Consider the following 16936-nt stretch of genomic DNA (forward strand, 5'->3'; position numbering starts at 1 on the left):
ACTACGAGGAATGGGGGACAAAACGTATGACGTATTCAAGGCGGTACGGTCCGCCGAATGCGCATGTTTTTCAATAATTATGCAATGGCTTGACTTGAAAAATACGTCGATTCCACTGATGAATCTAATTAGTTCTATCATTTTATCATCGACCTACCATGTTAGCAATTCAAAGTTTTTATAATTGCGATAATAAATCTTTTACATTACAGCATCAACGTATCAATGTAAAAAGTTATCATTTTTATGTATAAATATGCATTCAAAAAAACAGCCTCTCCCGTTCCCGCAAGGAACAGAAAAGGCTGACAAAGCATATCCAATAGAGGTGCTGACGATCAGGCGTATGTCCGCAATTCAGGCCATACGAATTAAAATTCGAGACTTTCGCCGGGCTTTAAGGCTTTTCCTTCAATTCCTTCTTTGTGCAGACGATCACAGAAGGCGTCTCCGTCCTGCTCAATACCCGGAAAGGTATTATAATGCACTGGTATTACGCGGCTTGCACGCAACCATTTTGCTGCCAACAGCGCATCCTCCGGTCCCATCGTATAACCATCTCCAATGGGCAGTACCGCAGCATCAATAGAATTGGTTTCTCCAATGAGACGCATATCGCCAAACAAGCCGGTATCCCCTGCGTGAAAAAATGTTTTGCCTCCCATGGTCAATAAAATCCCTGCTGGCTCTCCCATGTATATCGTTTGTCCATCCACCGTCAAAGACGAACTGTGGAACGCAAGCGTGAATTTTACATGGAAGCCGTCAAATTGATGACCACCGCCAAGGTTCATACCATGAGCTTTGGCACCCAGGGATGAACAATAGTCAGCCAGCTCAGCCACCGCAATCACAGGGCAATCATTGCGCTTGGCAATTTCAACAGCATCTCCAAAATGATCGGCATGGCCGTGTGTCAATAGCACCGCATCCACCTGAATATCCTCAGCTTGTACGGTTGCTTTAGGATTACCTGTCAAAAAAGGATCAATAATAATTCGTTTTCCCTCTTCTTCCACCAGCACAACTGAATGTCCGTAATATGTGATTTTCATATCGTCTGCGCCTCCATTGTCACTTTCATTATTTAGGTTACTTTCCTTTATCCATTATACCGTATTTTGCATACATGCTTCACCTGAATGCAAAATACGTTCACAAAGCTGAACCCTATTGTTTAGAAAGAGCTGTTATTTGTAGAAGACTTCCTTTATTTATAAAAAGTATGATGACCGATTGTTTTCACCTTGGTCCGCGAATGATGAACCGTAAGGTCCTGGGCCAACGTAAGCGACAGGAAAAAACAGGTATGATCAGGCACGGCTTTATGACCGTTCAAAGCAGCGTTAACCGCACGGATGCTGTCCTGGTTCGGTTGGACACGACGAAGACGCCCGTTCGCGACCGGACTAAATTGCGCTTTTTGATAAATTACAGCCTGAATCGTATCGGGAAATGAGGCTGACCGCAGCCGGTTTAAGACAACGTTGGCAACTGCCACTTTGCCTTCGTACGGTTCGCCTTCTGCTTCTGCCATCACTATTTTTTGCAGCAGGAGCAGTTCTTTAGCGGAGACTGTATAGCTCCAGGTAGACAACGCCTTGTCATCCTGAGTGAGCATTTTTGTCTTCGTAAAGTAGATGGTTGTAGGAGGGGTTAGGATTGCGGACTTGCTGTGCTGGACATCAGGTTTTTTCGTGCCTGTGGTGACGTTATTCCGAGCCTGTTCCGCCTGCTTCATCTGGGAAGCGGGTAAAGGAGTCGGCATGATTTCTTTCCAGCTTGGCTGCCCATGAGCCGCGACAAAGATGGGGCTTGTCCTGTTTGACCCGTTATGGGTCCCCATCCTGTCGCCATATGAAGGAGCCGAAGAGTTCCCTGACCAGCTCAGAGATTGCATAGATTCATTTTTATGATTTTTCTGTGTTTGCTGAACCTCAGCGTAGAGTCCTATCCCCAATATACAAACAAGCAGCACACTCAAAAGAGGTGCAAACCAACGATATTCTTTAATAATTTCCATAATGTTCCTCCCGTTAACTTTAAGCACATTCCTCAGATATGTAACCCAAAATGCGCTTTTTGAATAACGCTGAAATACTATATCACTAAATTCGCTGATAAATCAAGGGTTTCACCTTAATAATGGGAACGTTTGAATTATTTGGTACATCGGTTTTTGCCCCATTCGGGTTGCATATAAAACAAATTTTCCCACTTCCCACGACTCGACAATTCGAGCATTTGGCTGCCAAACTGAGGCTGGAACGGGCTGCTGCCCTGTGTATGAACGCGCTACGGTAATATGGGGCCGATAAGGTCGTTCCTCAGGTTTAAAACCGAGCGTTTCGGTAGCCCGAAGTATGGACTGATACAACTGATCCAGTGACTCCAGCTGCCCGGTAACTCCCCTCCACAATACACGCGGAAATTGCTCCCGGCCAAAAAAGCCTGCTTCTCCAATTCCAAGCGTGAACGGTGCATGCTCGGCTGCAGCTTGATATAACGCCTGCTCCAGTTTTGGAATATCCGAAGTCGCCACATCGCCCAAAAACTGCAGTGTCACATGGTAGTCTCTGAAATCACTCCATTTTCGAAAGGTCAGATGATTCAAATCATGCTCCGCCCATTGGCGCAGCTTCTGTTTATGCTCATCCGGAATGGCAATAGCCGTAAAAAGTCTTTGCGACTGCTTCTCCATCCACTTCGACTCCTTTCCTGTATATATCCCGACAAGTTGCTGTTTGGGATGCCCCACATTTGGGTAAAGCCATTTGTTATTATTTATAGTGACGTTGTTATTTATAGTGACACGGAAAGCTCGTTTCTCCCCCTCTTTATGCAATTTTTCCGACAATCTGTTATCCTTGAAAGGATGGTTCGCCAGAAGATATTGGAAGCTTCAAGCTCAATCAAAAGTCGAGGAGGCTATGAATCATGGGAAACATCTTAAGTTTACACCAGCTAACTGAAGAACAAACAAAGCAAGTTCGTGCAGCAGCTCCGGGCTACGAGTTGATCATTGGCAAAGCCCAAGAAGTAGGGGCTGAACAGATCCGGCAGGCCGAGGTTATTTTAGGCTGGTCCAAACATATTGCCGAGGGGACGCTGCATCCGGACAGCAAGCTGAAATGGATACAAACCTGGTCGGCGGGGATTGACAAGCTGCCGCTTACCGAGCTGGAAAAGCGCCATATTTTGCTTACGAATACAAGTGGTGTACATGCGATTCCGATAACGGAGCAGATTTTCGGTATGCTGCTGTCGCATACACGTTATCTGCAGCAAGCAGCTCTCTTGCAGCGTCAGAAAACATGGCAGCCACCGGAAGGTCAACTGACGGAATTACGTGGTAAAACAATGTTGATAACAGGTGTCGGCGAAATTGGCCGTGAAACGGCTCGGCTTGCACAAGCCTTTGGCATGCGGGTGATCGGGGTCCGGCGTTCCGGCAAGGAAGCACCCCATGTAGAGCACATGTACACCAACGAACAATTACACGATGCGTTGCGAGCTGCGGATATCGTGGTGAACATTTTGCCATTCACGGAGGAAACCCGTCACTTCTTTGACGAAAAAGCATTTGCAGCCATGCGTAAAGGAGCTTTCTTCATTAATGTAGGCCGTGGCGGCACCGTTCATACAGATGCGCTTGTACGCTCACTGGAGCAACAGCATATTGCCTTTGCCGGACTGGACGTATTCGAGGAAGAACCGCTGCCTGCGTCGCATCCGCTATGGAGTATGGACCATGTTCTGATCACACCGCATATTGCAGGTGACACGGATCTGTATGCTGAACGTGCGGTAGATATTTTTGTTACCAACTTGGAAGCCTATGCTGCTAAGCAGGAACTGCCGCTGAATCTGGTAAACTACAAAACTCAGTATTAACAAAACCAACTACTCGCAGACCCATATTTCCCGGCTCAACCCGGTCTTGCGTATGCGGCATTGCTCCATAAGGGTCCAACCTGACTCGGATAGCAATGCTTCCATCGGCTCCGTGCTCACAACCACCGCCCGTGCGGCCAGACGTCTTAAGCTGCGCAGCATCTTCTTTTGTTCAGCAGCAGGGAGCACGGAGCACAGGTTATAGGGCATATCCAATATAGCCGCATCGTACGTACCGTCCACCATATTCATATCCCCGAGCTTTACCAGATCCTCTTCATATCCAAAATGACGTAAATTGACGCGCGCTCCGCGTACCGCCAACGGGTTGATATCATAACCGCAAATATGTCTCCCCATGCTTAATGCTTCAATCATCACATTGCCCATGCCGCAGCACGGGTCCAGCAGCTTCAGTTCGTCTCCATCCGCCTCGTGCACTGCTGCATGACGAACCGCCAAATTGACAAGCGCCCTGGCTACCAGCACCGGCAATCCCGTAGAATAATTCTGCGGTTTCTGACGGCGCTCCAGCCAGGAACGATCGCTATATACGCATTGGCCCAGTAGCCACCGTTGTCCTGCCCTGATCACACCCAAAGTGATATCCGGTTCCTTCATTTGTGCCTTTCCCTGAATACGTGCGCCAATCCGACGTTCTATCCCGCGCCGCTCGTCATAGTCGGCCTCATTGTCGCCTTCCTTGAGACACAATACCTTGAAGGTCTTTCCGTCTTCAAGCTGCAGCGTGGAAGCTGCTTCGCATAGCTCTTCCAGCGTACCTGCATCCACGGCTATATCCAGCCGAAGATGAATAAACGGGCTGGTCCCCGGCTCCAGCCGCCGCTCGGACAACAGAATGGAGCCATGCACAGGTGGCTGATCGAACAAGCATTTTAATTCCAAAAGGCATAGCTCTCGCTCTGTTTCATGGCACGCATAGGTGTATATGTACCTTTGTATCGTTTCGTTCGTGTTCATTTCATGTTTGTTCATGTAAGATCTCTTTTCATTTAGAGTGACAGCTAGCATGTACGGCTTCCGTAATAAGTTGGTAGGAGTAAAGCCGTTGTTCATAATCGGGAATCGGTGTGACCAACAGGAACTCATCATTATCGTATTCAACCTGCAGGCTATACAAACGTTCGACAAGTTCCGATGGTGTTCCCACCAGCCAGTTTCTTCTACTTATATAGGGGTAAATGAAAGATCAGTCCAGATCGTAAATGGAGCCTACCTTCAGACCATATAACTCATTATAGATTTTTTCAGCAAAAGCGTCGGTCATGCCAGCAATATAGTCTATGACCATATGCTCCCATGTCCAGATCGGTTTCGCCTTGGCCTGGTCGTGCTCATAGCGCTGGAGCCAGTCGGTCGGAATAATGGATTTTGACGTCTCAGGGTCCAGAAATGCCAGCCATAGCCGTCTAAGCATCCATTCACTTCGTTTTTGCAGCCGCTGTACGCGCAGATCGCGAATCATCGTAACCCAGGCAAAGCTTTTCAACACACTCACCGTACGGAGCATATCCAAATCCTCGCTGCCATCCCGTACGAAGGTCACTTTTTTCCAATTCCCATCATCAATTACACCCAGGCTGCTGACAAACAAGCTGACCCAGTATGCCTTTACTTCACGACGTGTGCGAGAATAATCGTGTTCACATATCGGCATCTTGCCATTCCATACCTTTAAAAATTCGCTCAACACTGCTGCTACCTTCTGCTCAATCTGAGTCAGCTGCCAGCCTTGCCAAAAGCTATCCTCCAACGTTGTAATTTTTTCTGTAATCAGACGTATCAAATACGGATCATATAAAAAATGCTCATGTACCTCAATCTTGCCTGCCTTAATCCCATCCTCCAGATCATGTGCGGAATAAGCAATATCATCACACAGGTCCATCAGCTGAGCTTCCAGCGTTTTTTTACCGTCCGGGATTCCCCAATCCTGACGAATGGAGCGAATGTATTCCCACTCATGCAGGTACATCCCTTTTTTATTCAAAATCCCCGGGTACGGGTACTTGTTAATCCCCAATAATACAGCGTCCGACAAATTCAGACCATCCACATTCTCGCGCTTCTCCAAAAACATAATCAGGCGAAAATTGTGCGCATTCCCTTCGAAATGCTCATAGATTTGCCGCTCGTGCGCATATGCCTGCAGTCCCTGCTTGGACTCTGGCGTGAAGCCTCCCGCAGCGGCTATCTTTTCTACTTTCTGCTCAATGAACTGATCCAAAATCCCGTCCAGCACCTCTTCGCCCTTATGCCCAAATGGTGGATGCCCAAAATCATGTGCAATCGACGCGCATTCCACCACCTCGGGGTCAATGATCAGTCCGGCGTTATCCGCCTGCTCCAGCTCTACCTCAGGATGGCGGCGCAGCAAGCTGCGTGCTGCTTCACGCGCAATTTGTGCTACCTCCAGAGAATGCGTCAGCCGTGTACGGTAATAGTCGCCCGTGCCTGCGCCAAATACCTGGGATTTGCCTTGCAGCCGACGGAAGGTCGGTGAATGGATTAATCGGGAGTAATCCCGTTCATACGCTGCCCGTGAAGCATCGCTTCGTGTCTGTTCGGCAAATTGCCGATGCTCTCTCTTGTTTTGCCATGTCATAAAGCCCACTCCCTACGTACTCAATTGGAGTGATTATACATTTTTTTCACGTCACAGGAAAGCTTACATGACTTTCATATAGAAGATTACAAGCTATAGTGGTATGAATCGAAGTACAATATACGTAAAATGTTATATGAAAAAGGTGTTCTCCAGCCATTGGATTCAGGCCAGGGAACACCTTCTTTCTTCTATTAAACATAGAAGTATATAAGCTATGCATGAAAAATTTACACGTGAAACGGAGTAGGCGAAATGATGCCGTACAAGCGAAGCGGTGGCGATGGGAACCATCATCCGACTGCGCAGTGGCGCTAAAAGTAACTTTTAAGTTCGGCGTATATACATCGCCATGTTTGCCCTAACGCTTTGCCCTTGGGTCAAGCACATCCCGCAGCCCGTCTCCCATCAGGTTAAAGCCTAATACGGTCAACATAATGGATATGCCCGGAAAAATAACCGTCCACGGTGCGTTCTGGATATATTGGCGCGAATCTGACAGCATTTTGCCCCACTCCGGTTCAGGAGGTTGTGCACCCAAGCCAAGAAATCCAAGCGCTGCTGCTTCAATGATCGCCGTCCCGATCCCCAATGTTCCCTGTACAATAATGGGCGTCAGACTATTAGGCAAAATATAACGCAGTATAATTCGTGCATTGTTCGCCCCAAGCGCTCTGGCAGACGTAATATATTCCTCCGTTTTGACGCTGAGCACCTTGGAGCGAACCAATCGTCCATATGTTGGCACGTTAACAATCGCAATGGCGTACAGCGCATTTTCCAGTGAAGGTCCTAGAATGGCTACAATGGCAATCGCCAGCAAAATCCCCGGAAACGCCAGTAAAATGTCGAACAGCCGTGAAATAACCATATCCGCCCATTTCCCATAAAATCCCGCAATTAGGCCTAAAGCTGTCCCGACAATCATTGAACCAATAACGGACAGAAAGCCGACCCATAACGAAATTCGGGCTCCATACAGCGTACGGCTCAGCAAATCTCGACCGAGATCGTCCGTACCGAACCAATGCTCCGCCGAAGGAGGCTGCAAGCGGCTGACCAGGTTTTGCTCTTTATAATCAAAAGGAGCAATCCACGGCGCAATCAACGCAATAATGACAAAAAAGACAATGACACACAGACCGACGAATGCCATCTTATTATGCTGAAATGCCCTCCATGCATCCCTCCAAGGGCCGGACACGACAGGCGAATGTGTCAATATCGTGCGTGTCGTCGATATGTTGTTGGGTTCCATTGAAAATTGTGACATCGGACAAGCTCCCCCTTGAGCAATTGACGACTTGATTACTGATAATGGATACGTCGGTCAAGAACCGCGTACAGCAAATCGACAATCAGATTGATGATAACGAACAGGAACGCAATGATCAAAATTCCGCTTTGAATGACCGGATAATCACGCGAGCTGATCGCTTCAAAGATGTACCGTCCGATGCCGGGCCATGCAAAAATGGTTTCCGTCAGCACCGCGCCGCCCAGCAGCGAGCCGGTTTGAAGACCGATGACGGTAAGCACGGGAATGGCGGCATTTTTAAGCGCATGCTTGTACACCACTTGAAAAGATGCCAGCCCTTTCGCCCGAGCTGTACGAATATAGTCCGCATCCATAACCTCCAGCATGCTGGAACGGGTTATACGTGCAATGACCGCCATCGGAATGGTTCCCAGTGCGATGCTCGGCAGAATCAAATGCTTGATGACGGTCCAAACCTGTTCCATACGGCCCCCTATGATCGCATCAATAATCGCCAGATGTGTCACGGCCTCTACCGGATCACGGGAATTCATGCGTCCGATGGAAGGAAGCCAGTGCAGCTTATTTGCAAATATCCACTGCTCCATCAAGCCCAGCCAAAAAATCGGCATCGACACCCCGACAAGCGCTATGACCATGCTGACATAGTCGAACCAGGAATTTCGTTTCCAGGCACTCACGATGCCCGCGTTCATCCCGACCACAACGGCGAAAAACATACTCGCTACCGTCAGCTCCAGCGTGGCCGCCAGATAAGGCACCATTTCCCGGGCAATCGGCTGTCTGGTGCGGATGGAATCGCCCAAATCTCCATGTGCCAGCTCGCCCAGATAGGTTCCATATTGCTGTAGCCATGGCTTATCCAGTCCCAGTTGCTCGCGTAGCGCCTGTTTGGACTGTTCTGTGGCCTTGTCTCCCAGTATGGTTTCCGCAGGGTCGCCCGGAATAGCATGAATGATCGAAAACACGATGAGTGTCATGCCTAGTAATACAGGAATCAATACGGCCAATCTTTTAAAAAAATATGCGTTCATATCCAATTCACCGCCTGCTTGCGTTTGCGCTATTCAAAATAAATATTACCGAACGACTCAGTCCCTGTTGGAGAAGGGACATAGCCTTTAAGGGTTGTTTTTCCTGCCATCACAGGTGTTGTGTGTACCAAAGGAATCCAAGGCGCATCCTTTTTGATGATTTCCTGTGCTTGCTTATACAGCTCAGTACGTTTGTCCTGATCGATTTCCGTTTGAGCTTTTACCAAAATTTTGTGCAGCTCCTCATTCACATAAAAGCTGCGGTTATTGCCTGGAATCGTATCCTTGTCCAGCAGTGTGTACAAGAAGTTATCCGGGTCGCCATTGTCCCCGTTCCATCCGAGCATATACAAATCGTCCTTCTCTCCCCCTTTAAGATCATCCAGATACGTAGCCCATTCCGGGGATTGAATGTTTACTTTGACACCAATTTTTTCAAAATCAGCCTGAATGGCCTCTGCCACCTTTTTGCCGTCAGGCATATACAGACGTGATACAGGCATGGCATAGAAGGTTAACGGCTCAGGAAGTCCATTAGGAAAACCCGCTTCCGCCAGCAAAGATTTAGCCTTTTCCAAATCATAGGCATAATCCTGAATACTATCGTTATATCCCCATAACGTAGGCGGCATCGGATTGACCGCAGGCTTGGCCTGTCCGGCAAACAATGCAGCAATAATAGCCTGCTTGTTCACCGCATGGTTCAGCGCCTGCCGTACCTTGGGATTATCGAATGTCTTTTTCTTCAAGTTAAAACCAATGTACGCCACGTTAAAGGATGGACGTTCAATTTTCACTAACTCACCGTTACCTTCCAGTTGCTTCACATCATCCGGATTCATATCGTCCATCAGATCAATTTCCCCGTTTTGCAAAGCATTAAAGCGCGCGGTATTGTCGGGTATAGAGCGAACAATGACCTTAGCCAGCTTCGGCTGCCCCTCTTTCCAATAGGTTGGGTTTTTCTCCAGTGTGATGGAGTCATTCCGTTTCCATTCCTTAAATACAAACGGCCCTGTACCGACCGGATTGCTTTTGAAATCAGCCTTTTTCTCCTGAACGGCCTTAGGGCTGGCGATCCCAAAGGAAGTCATAGCCAAATTTTGCAGAAAAGGAGCCTGCGGCTTACTCAGTGTAAATTGAACGGTGTTGGCATCAACTGCCTTGATCGATTTGATCACACGGCTATCCTCGGAACCAAACATGGAATCATAGTAGTCAAATGAGTCTCCCTCATATTTATACGGACTTTTGGGATCAGCCCAGCGCTCAAAATTGAAAACAACCGCTTCCGCATTAAAGTCAGTTCCGTCATGAAATTTTACGCCCTGACGCAGCTTGAACGTATATATTAAACCGTCTGGTGATACTTCCCAGCTCTCTGCCAATCCTGGCTGTACAATCGTTGTGCCATCCTTGTACTCTAACAGGGAGTCAAATACTTGATGCCCGATTTTAAGGGATTCGCCATCTGTCACAATGGAGGGGTCCAGCGCCACGGAGTCTCCTCCGCGCCCATAAATTAGCGTATCCTGCACACCTTCTCCCGCTCCGCCTGACGGTTGTCCCGCCTCTGGTTTCGCTCCTTCACCAGATCCTCCACAGCCGGAAAGCGCCAAAACAACTCCCAGCGCAAGCACCAGCAGTACGGTCCAGATTTTGTGTTTTGCGTACTTTTTGCTCATGCAGCAATCCCCTTTCACACCTTATATATTGTTAATTCGTTAATACTGGATGGAAGCCGATCCTGTGGGCTGGCATGACAAGCTTGTCCTCAAGCTGTAGTCCCAAGTTCCGAGTTCATCAAAAGGTGTAATAGCAGGGCAGGTATGTAGATTCTATGGACAGGCTTTTTTGGGGAAATACGGGTATAGAAACTTTCCTAATCTAGTAGTTGAGTGCATTTGAGTATAATCAGAAGATGTAATTAAAACGAAGTGGAGTATGTTAGCTCGTGGTGAAAGTGTGACATATACTCACAAGCAGTGAATATTATGTTCGAACAAAGTTGATTAATGGATACTTTACTATAAAATCTGGAAGCAGACAAGGGTATTTCTCATACATTTTGATATATTTTTATACATCATGTTAATTAATATTACAAACAATCTTACCACAAGCATATTAAATAAATGCTCCTGCTCGTGATCCTCATTTTCCAGCAGGAGCATGACTTTAGTTCAAAAATGTATCCAGCACCAAACCTACTGCGGCGGCTTGACTCGTTTAACGATGGAGTAATAATCACCAGGCACGATATGGGTGAACATATTCCCCTTACAATATAAGTCCCATCCTTTATATCCCAATCTCCAGGTATGTTCTGAAATAAACAAACATACAGGTGCTCTGACAGCTTGATCCGGTTAGTAGACATGCTGCATTTTAATCCAGTGAGATATGTATGTTCAATTTAGCCAAGAGGACATTGAATTTCTTTTTGAATAAGGGCAGGCGGTTGCCTTGAACCGCCTGTCTATTTAGATTATAGGCGCAATGGCTTGGCTCACATAAAAATAACTCTTTCTGAGTATAAGATTCGCAAAAGATCATTTGTTTGTTTTAAATACACCCAGACGGTTCAGCACGACCAACAAACGATAAAAATCGTAGCTGCTTGGCAGCTTCGCATCCACAATCGGGCTTGCCGGATTAAATGCCACGGCGGCAGCCGTTGCTTCCTTCGCCCAGGTCGGTACAGGCATAGCCTGACGAGCCTCCAGTTCAGCCACTCGCTGGTCTACTTTTTTTATATATGCACTCTGTTCATTCAATGTCTGTTTGAGCACATCCTTGCTATTTTCAAGCGCGGCGACCTGCTGCTGCAAGGCCATAAATGCCGCTTTTTCCTCTGCTGTCATCGGCTCATCCTCCTCTTCTCCTGCAAATGCCTGACGTAGCTCGGCTTCTGTGCCGGCATATACATTCAGATCAACAGGTCCTTGAATTCCATCAACCCGTCCGCTATCGCTGTATTGCCATAAATCCCAGCGCTTCCATGCCGCAGTATCACTGGGCACACGCGTGCTATACCGTGCGATCCACAGCTTATAGCTACCCAATGGAGCTTTAAAATGGGCAGCAAAGGCATTGCCCGTATATACCATCGGCTTGCGCCCGCTCACCCGTTCAAACTCCGTTAAAAATGCGAGCGCGACCTCGTGAATCACGGCTGAGCTAAGCCCACCCGGATTGTTTTCATAATCCATCACCGCTGGAAAATCCAGCGTTTTTGCGCCGCCCACCTGATCCAGCACCTCAGCGAAATGCCTTGCTTCCGCTTTTGCTGCGTTGACACTGGTCGCATCTACAAAATGGTAAGCTCCCAGCAGAATCCCGGCTGCTCTCGCTCCTTTTGCATTCGTGATAAATGTCGGATCGACGTAGCGCTGTCCTTGACTCGCTTTAATAAATGCAAACGATTTGCCATCAGCACGTACACGTTTCCAATCAATCGTTCCCTGGTAACGGGACACATCAATGCCTTCGGCAGCGTTAGGGCTGCGATTTTGCATAAGGCATCCCTCCTTATCTATTTGTGATCTTATATCCCAACGATGTCTTGGTTATCCATATGCTTGGACCACTGAAACGGTCCGGGCTTTTCAGGAAACTTTATTCCCTTTGTCAGAAGGGTCTGCTGGCTTTTTCTTTTCCCCGCTCGACTTGGATTCAAAAATGGCTACCGCATTCCGCAAAATATCCGGCATCGGCACCCCCATTCTGCCCACATTTTCAATAATAGACAGCAGCTCGTTCGCCAAATAAAAGAAAACGACGGCATCCCGGAAATAATGTGCATCCCCCAGAATACCGTCGATCAGATGAGCCACCGTAATCATCAAAAACACCGTAACCTTGCGAAAAACACCATAATAGCCTTGGCGGCTTTTCAATTGCCCATTAATCCAGGCCGCCGCCCAGCCGGTGAAAAAGTCGATAATGACCATCCATAACAACAACGTCAGCATTGTCGTCCACCCTCCGAAAAAATAACCGATCAGGGTCCCCGTGGAAAACCCCAGCCAAATCTGATCGATTTTTTCATGCATATTTGTTCCCCCTTTTGAATCAAGGTGTAAAATGAATGCCCTTGGTTAATACAAGGGCATAGAAAACACGCTCTGGCATAAAAAATACGCCTTGCGGCGCTGTTCATGATTTTATGCTGTTCTGTTTATAACTTCCGACACGATCGGTTTTAGATTGAATAGATTAGGCACCTCATCCAACTTATACGTGCCGGTCATGACCAAACTAATCCAAACCTTGACCAAACCGCTATTAGGCGTAAATGTCATCGCTGCACTGTAATGGTGTACATGAATTCGTCACCTGGCTTATACTTTTCCGACTTGGCCACCGCGTACCCTTCTGGCGCTGTCGGCTCTGCGGTCGTAATGGCCACCACGCTGCCGGTTTCCTTGTGATATTGCACATAATTGTAATCAGACATGATCGCACCTCCTTATTAAATGTATGTCCAGCTATTGCTGCCGTTCCAAATTTCCCGGCCATCCAATAAAATGCGGTAAAGTCTTACCCGTTTCCAATAGGTTGCATCGCCATTGACGGAAGCATGGGCGCGTAAATAGTAGTATCCGGACAATCCGGCTACATTCAAGCTTTTTGTGGCTCTTGATACTCGGAGACCCTGATACGTCCGGGCGTTAAATGTACTACCGTCGCCCATCTGCTCCTTCGACGCAATGAAAATAGCATCGGACCTAGAATCTATTGAACCTTCTAGTGCGAAATCAAAATCAACGTAGGTAACATTGGTCAGATCCACTAGTGTATTTGTCACCACGGCAGCATCCCCACCGCCGGTATTTGGATTGTATGCGTACAATTCCACATGGTCCGCCTGTTTGCTCACGTATGAATTACTTCCCCATATGCCCCCTTGCCGCAAAGTCAGGGCTGCAGTCCAAACAGGACGCCATGCTCCCGACACTTTAACCCATATATTTTGTACCTTCTTCCACGATCCCGAAACCTTGACGGATACTCCACTGGGCGTTTTCCACGCCCCATTAACTTTAGTACCTAGAGCCATACAATGCGCCCCCTCTATTTATTGATATTGAAACCAAATGTCTCCATCATTTCCTCCTGATGGGGTGGCAGGCGAAACGATCATATTTCTAGCCACAGACTTTAAATAATCGACCTCTGCTCTCGTAGGGTTCCAGGTCCAACCACTCCAAGCTCCACCTCTTTTATATCTGGAGTATACATCTACGTTATTAAAGTTGTAGGCTACTTGTATAAACCAGTCAGTATTGTGCTTTATATTTTCGACCCAATACCATTCACCATTCGGTGCATTTCCCATACTAGATCCCATGTACCAGCCTGTAGGACGGTCGACGTTTAAATCCTGTCCTGAAATATTTTGCGCAGATCCATCATCGGCTGTGACCTTAACCCGCTGACCACTAACCGCCAAATCGTATGCTGCTTTGACTGCGCTTGGGGTTGCCGCCTGATCCGTTGCTATACTGCTCACCGAGTTGTTCAGTTGAGTAATTCCTCTGGCCTGCGTGGTCGCACTTGGCAGATCTGATGTACTATGCGTATGGCTCTTCGGTGCTGCGTACTGCTCAGTGTAAGCTTTGGCATTAGCCTGCGCAGCATTCCACCCCGCTTGCTTGGCAGCAGTGACATGTAGATCCTTATCGGCCACATGATCGTCCAACGCTTTCTTGGAAGCAACACCGTTTCCAGCCGGATCCTTTTTGATGCTTTCAATCTGCGCGGCCAGTTCCTGGTCATTCGTGTACAGAGTATCAATTGGTACATTTAGAACATCCGCATGTCCCTGATCAGTAGTAACAAATCTGCGTGGCTGTTGTATACTCATACTTTTTCCTCCTTAATAAATGTCATCAATTTCGAAAACAAACTCCATATCACTGTCCTTGACCTTGTTGCTCATCGTACGAACGGCCGTCAGCTTGCCCGCTGAATCTACTAAAGCAAGCTCATTAATCGTTTCTCCGGCCAATTCGGTTTCCGCAAGTGAGCAGATATAGCGGATTGTCGCAGGGGCAATGAATTCATAGCTGGTAATATCCTTCTGGACGAGCTCCTTTTTCAACGTCTGCTCCGTTCCGTCCAAAGGCAGTGGCTTCCCCACTTGATCTACACCTCCGCTGCCAAACGCCATTTTTACCACTTTTGTGAGCGTTCCTCCCTCAGCACGAGCACGTGCCATTTGTTCTCTTGCGTAAGCAGTCGTAATTGTCAGAACTTGTTCTGCCATGCTTACCATCCTTTCTACTTCAAAATTAAAGTTTATTCTTGGCAAATTAGTTTGCAAGGCAGCCATGCTCGTTTTCAAGCTATTGCCAGTGCTGAATGAGCTGCATACATTTTTAGACGGAAACAATTGTCTCACTTGAGCTTAGCATCTGGCTGCCGTCCAGTCTCATACTGCCATCTAACTTCCAATAATGGTCTCGAATCTTCATACTGCCTTCCTGATGATTATTCACATGATGCATAATGGCCAGCTTCATTCGGTTCAAATTTCGTAGACGTTCCCCAGTCCATCCGGACAATGAAGCTACTCCGTTGAGTAACTCAACGCCATCCAAATACCAAGGTTGTCCACCAAAAAAGCGAACTCTCGAACGTAATCGAATACGAGAAACGATTTCATTCTCATGAAGAAATGCAAGCCTGATCTTGTTATTCATATAAAAAGCAAGATGAGCAGGCTTAATATCCTCGATGATCTTTTTGAAATCAACCATATTTTCAGGGATACGGTTTTCAAAGCTTATACCAAACTTGTACTCGGTCGGATCAAAATTTACTTGTCCATCGACACCAAATGTGTTCATGATTTTCCGAATTAAATCCCCTGAAAATTTGCCACTCCCGCGGAGCTTCGATTCCACAACGGATCGTCGTTGCTCCAGTGGCTTTTCCAAATGAATCGGGATGCCTAGCTCCATCTCCCAACGTTCCAGCGCCCAAGTGGCAGTACGAACAAAAAACTGGGCTAACGTATCATCGAGCGCGAGATATAGAGCATCCAACTCGCTACCCTTGACATCCATATCGGCGTGCATGACACGGGATGCTTCGTAATAGGCTGGAAGATAGGAAAATAGCTCCCGGCCTCGTACGCTGTTCATTTGATTTTTTATATCACTGCCCATTGATACTCACATCCCCAGCTCTGCCGCCTGACCGAAATTGAATCCTTTTAAAAGGATTCATTCTTTCATACATGCTTATTCCTCCTTTGGGTACAGGATGTTTTTGCTCTGTTCTCTATACTGTTTTCTTGCGGAAAATAGAGCTAAACCATTTAACCGAATCTCGCTGTGCATTGGAAACCTCCATAGATGACGAATCCTCTACGCTATCCAGTACCAGATCAGAACGATGGGATAAAACGATTTCCATCACTTGTTTACGTTGTTTTTCATCTAAAGCGTAGCTTCCAATGATGGTCGCTATATCGCCCTCCCCCTGGTCATAACGGGTAATACAAGCACGAGCACAAATACGCAATTGAGTCTCTGTTAGAGTTGCCATAGTGATGACTTCACCTCTTTTGTATAAATTTTGTTGCTATATATAGCAGTATCAATCAGAGTCAGTACACGTCATTTTCTTGTATTACCAAGCAAGAGGTGAGTCAGTGTCACTTCGAGATCTGCTATTCGTTGCTTCAATTGATCTGCCTCACTTGATTGTTGCTCCGCTTCTCGTGTAAGTTCCTTGATTGCTTCAGCACTTAATCCTTCACTCCAAAATGTTGTCGGGTCTCTTTGTGTCAGCTTTTCATCATATTCTGCTTCATAAGCCAACCAGCCTTGAATGTCAAAACGAGGATGATATAATCCCGGTGGCACTGGAATACCAACGGTATAGCCTGCAGGGATGTTTTCTGAATTCGCTTCATTTTTAGCACTCGAATTATTGTCAGTAAGCTTATAGTTTTCTTGCTGCTGGTCTGTATCAGATAGCGTGAGTGAAGATGGGACATAAAAAGGGACGATACCCGAAAAGGCATCGTCCACCAACTCGTCCTCCAGATAGAGGCCGTCTTTATTTACTTTTACGACTGCTTTCATGTGT

The 16936-nt window shown here is 47.1% G+C and carries 19 protein-coding genes; 1 reads left to right on the top strand and 18 read right to left on the bottom strand.

The window, feature by feature from the left end; translation table 11 throughout:
* Nucleotides 1-371: 371 nt before the first annotated feature.
* The 3 genes from KQI_RS0126015 to thpR form a co-directional block, all read right to left on the bottom strand.
* Complete coding sequence (locus KQI_RS0126015) at nt 372-1055, bottom strand: metal-dependent hydrolase (RefSeq protein WP_010349837.1); 684 nt, start codon at nt 1053-1055, stop codon at nt 372-374.
* Between the two features lie 155 nt (nt 1056-1210).
* Entirely contained in the window at nt 1211-2023 is an 813-nt protein-coding gene (locus KQI_RS0126020; RefSeq protein ID WP_010349838.1) for a cell wall hydrolase, read from the bottom strand.
* A 111-nt stretch (nt 2024-2134) separates the two neighbouring features.
* Nucleotides 2135-2701 carry an RNA 2',3'-cyclic phosphodiesterase gene (gene thpR / locus KQI_RS0126025; protein ID WP_010349839.1) on the bottom strand — a complete coding sequence of 189 codons (567 nt, stop codon included), beginning with the start codon at nt 2699-2701 and terminating at the stop codon, nt 2135-2137.
* A 236-nt stretch (nt 2702-2937) separates the two neighbouring features.
* On the opposite strand from thpR, the gene KQI_RS0126030 reads away from it, so the two are divergent.
* Nucleotides 2938-3894: a D-2-hydroxyacid dehydrogenase gene (locus tag KQI_RS0126030; RefSeq protein WP_010349840.1), complete on the top strand. Its 957-nt coding sequence runs from the start codon at nt 2938-2940 to the stop codon at nt 3892-3894.
* Between the two features lie 9 nt (nt 3895-3903).
* Here KQI_RS0126030 and KQI_RS0126035 read toward each other — a convergent pair whose 3' ends face one another.
* The 15 genes from KQI_RS0126035 to KQI_RS0126105 all read right to left on the bottom strand — a co-directional run bounded on the left by KQI_RS0126035 (nt 3904) and on the right by KQI_RS0126105 (nt 16932).
* Complete coding sequence (locus KQI_RS0126035; protein WP_010349841.1) at nt 3904-4890, bottom strand: TRM11 family SAM-dependent methyltransferase; 987 nt, start codon at nt 4888-4890, stop codon at nt 3904-3906.
* A 13-nt stretch (nt 4891-4903) separates the two neighbouring features.
* Nucleotides 4904-5065, bottom strand: a complete 162-nt coding sequence (locus tag KQI_RS28265) for a hypothetical protein (protein ID WP_241764024.1) — start codon at nt 5063-5065, stop codon at nt 4904-4906.
* 39 nt (nt 5066-5104) lie between these two features.
* On the bottom strand, nt 5105-6520 hold the full coding sequence (locus KQI_RS0126040; protein WP_010349842.1) for a deoxyguanosinetriphosphate triphosphohydrolase family protein: 1416 nt from the start codon (nt 6518-6520) through the stop codon (nt 5105-5107).
* 361 nt (nt 6521-6881) lie between these two features.
* Nucleotides 6882-7793 (bottom strand): nickel transporter permease, encoded by a 912-nt coding sequence (gene nikC, locus KQI_RS0126045; RefSeq protein WP_010349843.1) that lies wholly within the window; start codon nt 7791-7793, stop codon nt 6882-6884.
* A 35-nt stretch (nt 7794-7828) separates the two neighbouring features.
* Nucleotides 7829-8833 (bottom strand): ABC transporter permease, encoded by a 1005-nt coding sequence (locus KQI_RS0126050; protein WP_010349844.1) that lies wholly within the window; start codon nt 8831-8833, stop codon nt 7829-7831.
* Nucleotides 8834-8862: 29 nt separating this feature from the next.
* Complete coding sequence (locus KQI_RS0126055; RefSeq protein WP_010349845.1) at nt 8863-10518, bottom strand: ABC transporter substrate-binding protein; 1656 nt, start codon at nt 10516-10518, stop codon at nt 8863-8865.
* 867 nt (nt 10519-11385) lie between these two features.
* Nucleotides 11386-12351 carry a glycoside hydrolase family 25 protein gene (locus tag KQI_RS0126060; RefSeq protein WP_010349846.1) on the bottom strand — a complete coding sequence of 322 codons (966 nt, stop codon included), beginning with the start codon at nt 12349-12351 and terminating at the stop codon, nt 11386-11388.
* A 90-nt stretch (nt 12352-12441) separates the two neighbouring features.
* Nucleotides 12442-12888, bottom strand: coding sequence for a phage holin family protein (locus KQI_RS0126065; RefSeq protein ID WP_010349847.1), 447 nt, complete (start codon nt 12886-12888; stop codon nt 12442-12444).
* 245 nt (nt 12889-13133) lie between these two features.
* Nucleotides 13134-13292, bottom strand: coding sequence for a hypothetical protein (locus KQI_RS28925; RefSeq protein WP_169314567.1), 159 nt, complete (start codon nt 13290-13292; stop codon nt 13134-13136).
* Nucleotides 13293-13307: 15 nt separating this feature from the next.
* A complete protein-coding gene (locus KQI_RS0126075; protein WP_010349848.1) occupies nt 13308-13895 on the bottom strand; it encodes a hypothetical protein in 588 nt (195 codons plus the stop codon).
* Between the two features lie 18 nt (nt 13896-13913).
* Entirely contained in the window at nt 13914-14702 is a 789-nt protein-coding gene (locus KQI_RS29475; protein WP_010349849.1) for a pyocin knob domain-containing protein, read from the bottom strand.
* 12 nt (nt 14703-14714) lie between these two features.
* On the bottom strand, nt 14715-15104 hold the full coding sequence (locus KQI_RS0126085) for a phage tail-collar fiber domain-containing protein (RefSeq protein ID WP_010349851.1): 390 nt from the start codon (nt 15102-15104) through the stop codon (nt 14715-14717).
* A gap of 112 nt (nt 15105-15216) precedes the next feature.
* Nucleotides 15217-16008 (bottom strand): putative phage tail protein, encoded by a 792-nt coding sequence (locus KQI_RS0126090; RefSeq protein ID WP_010349852.1) that lies wholly within the window; start codon nt 16006-16008, stop codon nt 15217-15219.
* 115 nt (nt 16009-16123) lie between these two features.
* Nucleotides 16124-16390 (bottom strand): hypothetical protein, encoded by a 267-nt coding sequence (locus tag KQI_RS0126100; RefSeq protein ID WP_010349853.1) that lies wholly within the window; start codon nt 16388-16390, stop codon nt 16124-16126.
* A 71-nt stretch (nt 16391-16461) separates the two neighbouring features.
* Nucleotides 16462-16932, bottom strand: coding sequence for a hypothetical protein (locus KQI_RS0126105; RefSeq protein WP_010349854.1), 471 nt, complete (start codon nt 16930-16932; stop codon nt 16462-16464).
* Nucleotides 16933-16936: the final 4 nt, after the last annotated feature.

It is taken from the genome of Paenibacillus peoriae KCTC 3763 (assembly GCF_000236805.1).
Classification (GTDB): domain Bacteria; phylum Bacillota; class Bacilli; order Paenibacillales; family Paenibacillaceae; genus Paenibacillus; species Paenibacillus peoriae.